Genomic DNA, 4,313 nt, shown 5'->3' with positions numbered 1-4,313 from the left:
GAAGCGCTAGGCAGGAAATCGATTGAAGCGAAGTGATGGCCGCGTGTCACGATGACCATCAGTGCAATGACAAGTGCAATTGCCAGAGATTGGGTTGAAATTTTACGTGGCATGCCAACGACTCCAAAAATTAAGATTAATTACAAGGGGTGAATTTTAGCCCAATTCCACCAGGCTTGGGCAAAATCCACCTCCGCAAACATTACTTCATGTCATAACTCAGGCTGACGAATACATTGGTGCCCATGGTATTGTAATCAGCTGCGTTTGGTGAGGTCAGACTTCTGGTGGTTGCTAGCACATAATTTTTATCCAAGATATTATTAGCCCTCGCCTGCAAGCGCCAATTAGTATTGACTTGATAAGCCAGCGTCGTATTCAGTAGCGCGTATCCGCTCAATGAGATCTGGTTAGCGGTGTCGTTGTAACGCTCAGATGAAGCACTTAGCTCACTAGACCAATCCCAGGCGCCACTTCTGTATTGCAGTACCAGGTTACCAAAACGCTGGGCACGCCTGATCAGCAGGTTGTCCGTTGCATCCACGCGAGGGGACTGTACAGTCAAATTGCCGGACAGGAACCAGTTTTCAGCGAGTGCCAGGCTGCTTTCTAATGTCATGCCCTGAATCGCTATCTTGCCAGCATTGACGGCACAGCCATTTGTAAAACCGGGTGGACAGTCAGCGCGAGGCGCATTCTGGATAAAATTGCGGATGTGGTTATCAAATACCGTGATTTTCGTCTGTAATTGTTGACCCTGGTAACGCAAGCTGGCCTCGATATTGTCTGCTTTTTCAGAAGGCAGGTTCGGGTTGCCAAATGCGTTTGCATACAGTTGGTTGAAAGTGGGTGCCCTGAATGAAGAGCCATACTGCGTCGTGAATTGCCAGGCCGGTGAGAGGGCATAACCATAACCGATACCACCAGTCGTGTAGTTGCCGAATTGACTGTTGTGGTCTTCACGTAATGAAAGTTGGGTGCTGTGCGCGTCAAACTTGCCAACATAGCCAAGTACAAAAGCATCATTACTACGGCTTCTGTCTAGCGTACTTCTGCCAGTGTTTTCCGTTAATACTTCCTGCTCTAGCCTATCATATGCAAAAGTGAGTGTGCCATTTGAAAGTTTGTAATCATGTTGCCATGACAACTGGTGCTGCTCTGTCTCAATATTGCTATTGGTCCTTGCAGTGCCAACACTATATGACTGGTCGCGGCCTATGCTGTATTGCACTTTGCTGTTCCAGTTGTCAGTCAGTGCATTTCTAAGTGTCAGGCCATAGCCTTGCTGGTAACGCTCTAGATAATTGCCGATAAAGTTACTGTCGTACTGGTTCCTGCCTTTGCTTTCCAGATAGTTCAAGCCCAATGAATGGCCTGGCGCAAATTCAAGGTCAGCATATGCTGTACCACTAAAGTTGTTGTATCCGTCGCGGTCTTGCTCGGCCACAGCAGGCGGCCTTTTTTTTGCGCTGATACCACGGGTATCATAATTGCTGACTTGCGCGCCGAATTTCAACGCCTGAAAAGCCGTGTCAAAACCTGCGTTGCCACTATAAGAGTCGTAACTGCCTGCACCTGCACTGGCATATAAATGGGTGTTATTACTTTTGCCGCGCTTGGTGAATATCTGGATCACACCGCCAATTGCATCAGACCCATAAAGGCTGGAAGCCGGTCCGCGCAAAATTTCAATGCGATCAATAAGAGCCAGCGGGATATTTTCAAACGCGGTAGTGCCGGTGGTGCCCGAGTTGATGCGTACACCATCGACCAGCACAATCAACTGGTTATCGTTAGTGCCGCGTAACCCGATATTACTGCTGGTTCCCATGCCGCCATTGGTATAGGTTTCTACGCCAGGTTGTAGTCTTAACAGGTCCGCAATTGAACCGCCGCGCAAGCGGTTGATTTCTTCGCTATCTATCACCGTGATATCTCCGGTGACGGTTTTGGTGGATTGAGATGTCCTGCTGGCAGTGACCACGACTTCGTCCAGATCAGGGGTTGCCAGCGTTTCTGCTGCAAAGGTACTGCTGGTAAAAAGACCAAATATAAAACCAGCCAGATTGAGCAGTTTCCCGATAATTTCTTTCATCTATCTTTCCTAAGTACGTTCGATTCCAAACACTGATTCCAGTAGATGGAAGGGTAAGGCGATGTGATCGCCTGTACTCCGATTTATTATTAATTTAACGCTGTTTTATTAGAAAACTATTGGGGTTCGTATCGGATATTGACGAACACGTTTGCGCCAGGGGTGTTATACGCAAAACCTGTTGTGGCCGGGTTGCCATCAAGCGCCAAGCGGTAATCTTTATCAAAGATATTGTTGGCGCGCGCCTGCAATGTCCAGTCACGCTGAAGTTTGTACTGCGCAGTTAAGTTGAAAATAGTATAGCCACCCATACGCAGCGTATTGGCTGCATCGTTGTAGCGCTCGGATGACGTCACCATCTCGGCACCAAAGCGCCAGTCTTGCAAGGTATAACCAAGGTTGAGCTGACCATGCCTATTAGCACGGCGTACCAGCAAATTGTCAGAAGCATCATCCCGTGGAGATTGAATGTCGGCGCTACCACTTAAGTCTAAGTTATCCCAGCGATGACTTGCCGCTAGCGTTAATCCGCGGATGGTTGCCTTATTCAAGTTAACAGGAATGAAGGCACTGTCCAGAATAATAAGGTCACGGATTTTGTTTTCATAGGCTGTGATTGAGGCGCTTGTCGCGTCTTCGCGGTAACGTAAGCTGGCCTCCAGGTTATCCGACTTCTCAGGCCTAAGGTTTGGATTGCTGGTGACAAAGCCAAACGAATCGGGGAAAAACAGATCATTAAAAGACGGTGCCTTAAACGCTGATCCGTAGCTGCCGCTGATCCGCCAAGCGTCATTGATTTGATAGCCATAGCCCAAGCCGCCGGTGACATTGTTGCCAAAGCTGGAATTATGGTCTTCACGGACGCTCGCCTGGAAAGTATGTGCTTGAATGTTAGCAACATAACTGGCTACATAGCCTTCATTAGTGCGCTTGGTATTTTTAAATTCGGTGGTGGAGTCAACTTTATCTTCCAGCCTGTCATACATTAATGTCAGTACACCCACTGGCAAGGAGATATCGTTTTGCCAGTTAAATTGATCTTGTTTTGTTCTGAATAAACTGCGGGAAGGAGCTAGGAAATCTGCTGCAAAAGTCACTGACTCATCGATTCCCTGTCCAATGCGAATTGTCGAGTGCCAGTTATCCAAAATCTGGTTTTTGCTAAATAGAGACCAGACATTGTTTTCAATATCTGCGTGATCAGAATAGGCCGGGTTGAAAGCTGATATTAAGTTAAACCTGTTGTCGAAACGTGTGCGGCCTTTGCTGTGCATGAAAGTCAAACCCAATTCATGGCCTTGCGCAATGAGCTGAGACAGACTTCCGCTTACTGCAAAGTTACGATAACCATCTTTATCATTCAAGTTGGGGTTCGCTGTATCGTATGCTGAAAAGCCATTTGTCTTATTGGCGGAAACATTGATGGCATAGGTAGTGTCAGCTTGTTTGCCGCGTAACCCGGCTTCTGCCAAGGTTGTGTCATAGGTGCCAAAACCTAAATTTGCATAAGGTTTAAAACCATCTACGCCTTTTTTGGTGAAGATCTGGATCACGCCACCAATCGCATCCTGCCCATATAAACTGGAAGCAGGTCCCCTGACGATTTCAATGCGGTCGATATGTTGCACCGGGATATTTTCCAGCGTGGTCGTACCAGCAGTGGCTGATTGCATGCGGACACCGTCAATCAATACTACAACATGGCCAGTATTGGTGCCGCGCATGAATATGCCTGAGGTTTTGCCTGCCCCGCCGGTATTGGAGATTTCGATCCCCGCTTGTCGTTGCAGTACTTCAACCAGTGTACTTTGACCCGCGCGTTTGATTTCTTCGCTACCGATGACGGTAGTATCAGCAATCACGGTTTCCTGGAGTTGTGGTGTGCGGGTTGCTGTAACAATGACTTCATCGAGTGTGGTGGTATCGTTTGCATAAGCGAACTCGCTTAAAGTCAGGCCGATCAGGCCTTTAAGAATGGCTTTTTTCATTATCTTATCCCTGTGTCATATGCGACCCCGCATATGGGTTATTGGGCAATACTCAGGGATAAGTGACAATGAATCTGGAATTGCTATGGTTAGCAAAAGAGAAATACACTATCAGACACCGTCACCCCGCGGTATTGCAAATGGTTGGTTGTGAGGCCGGTCTCCGGGCTTGCAAGTTTTGATCTATCGCCTTCCCGGGTTTGACCCAGTGGCATGTTGATAGACCCGCA

Annotated in this window: 2 protein-coding genes and 1 riboswitch; both genes read right to left on the bottom strand. The window is 47.7% G+C overall.

What is annotated here, in order from left to right; all coding sequences use genetic code 11:
- Positions 1-202 precede the first annotated feature (202 nt).
- A complete protein-coding gene (locus VK958_RS13425; RefSeq protein WP_325242184.1) occupies positions 203-2,095 on the bottom strand; it encodes a TonB-dependent receptor domain-containing protein in 1,893 nt (630 codons plus the stop codon).
- A 116-nt stretch (positions 2,096-2,211) separates the two neighbouring features.
- Positions 2,212-4,083 (bottom strand): TonB-dependent receptor domain-containing protein, encoded by a 1,872-nt coding sequence (locus tag VK958_RS13420; protein WP_325242182.1) that lies wholly within the window; start codon positions 4,081-4,083, stop codon positions 2,212-2,214.
- Between the two features lie 137 nt (positions 4,084-4,220).
- A riboswitch (cobalamin riboswitch) is annotated at positions 4,221-4,313 on the bottom strand. This riboswitch is flagged as partial in the annotation.

It is taken from the genome of Methylophilus sp. (assembly GCF_035460085.1).
In the GTDB taxonomy this organism is placed as follows: Bacteria; Pseudomonadota; Gammaproteobacteria; order Burkholderiales; family Methylophilaceae; genus Methylophilus.
This window is presented reverse-complemented; position numbering and strand designations above follow the sequence as displayed.

Coding starts and splice junctions, on each gene's coding strand:
- VK958_RS13420 (WP_325242182.1), bottom strand. CDS start 4,083: ATGAAAAAAGCCATTCTTAAAGGCCTGATCGGCCTGACTTTAAGCGAG.
- VK958_RS13425 (WP_325242184.1), bottom strand. CDS start 2,095: ATGAAAGAAATTATCGGGAAACTGCTCAATCTGGCTGGTTTTATATTT.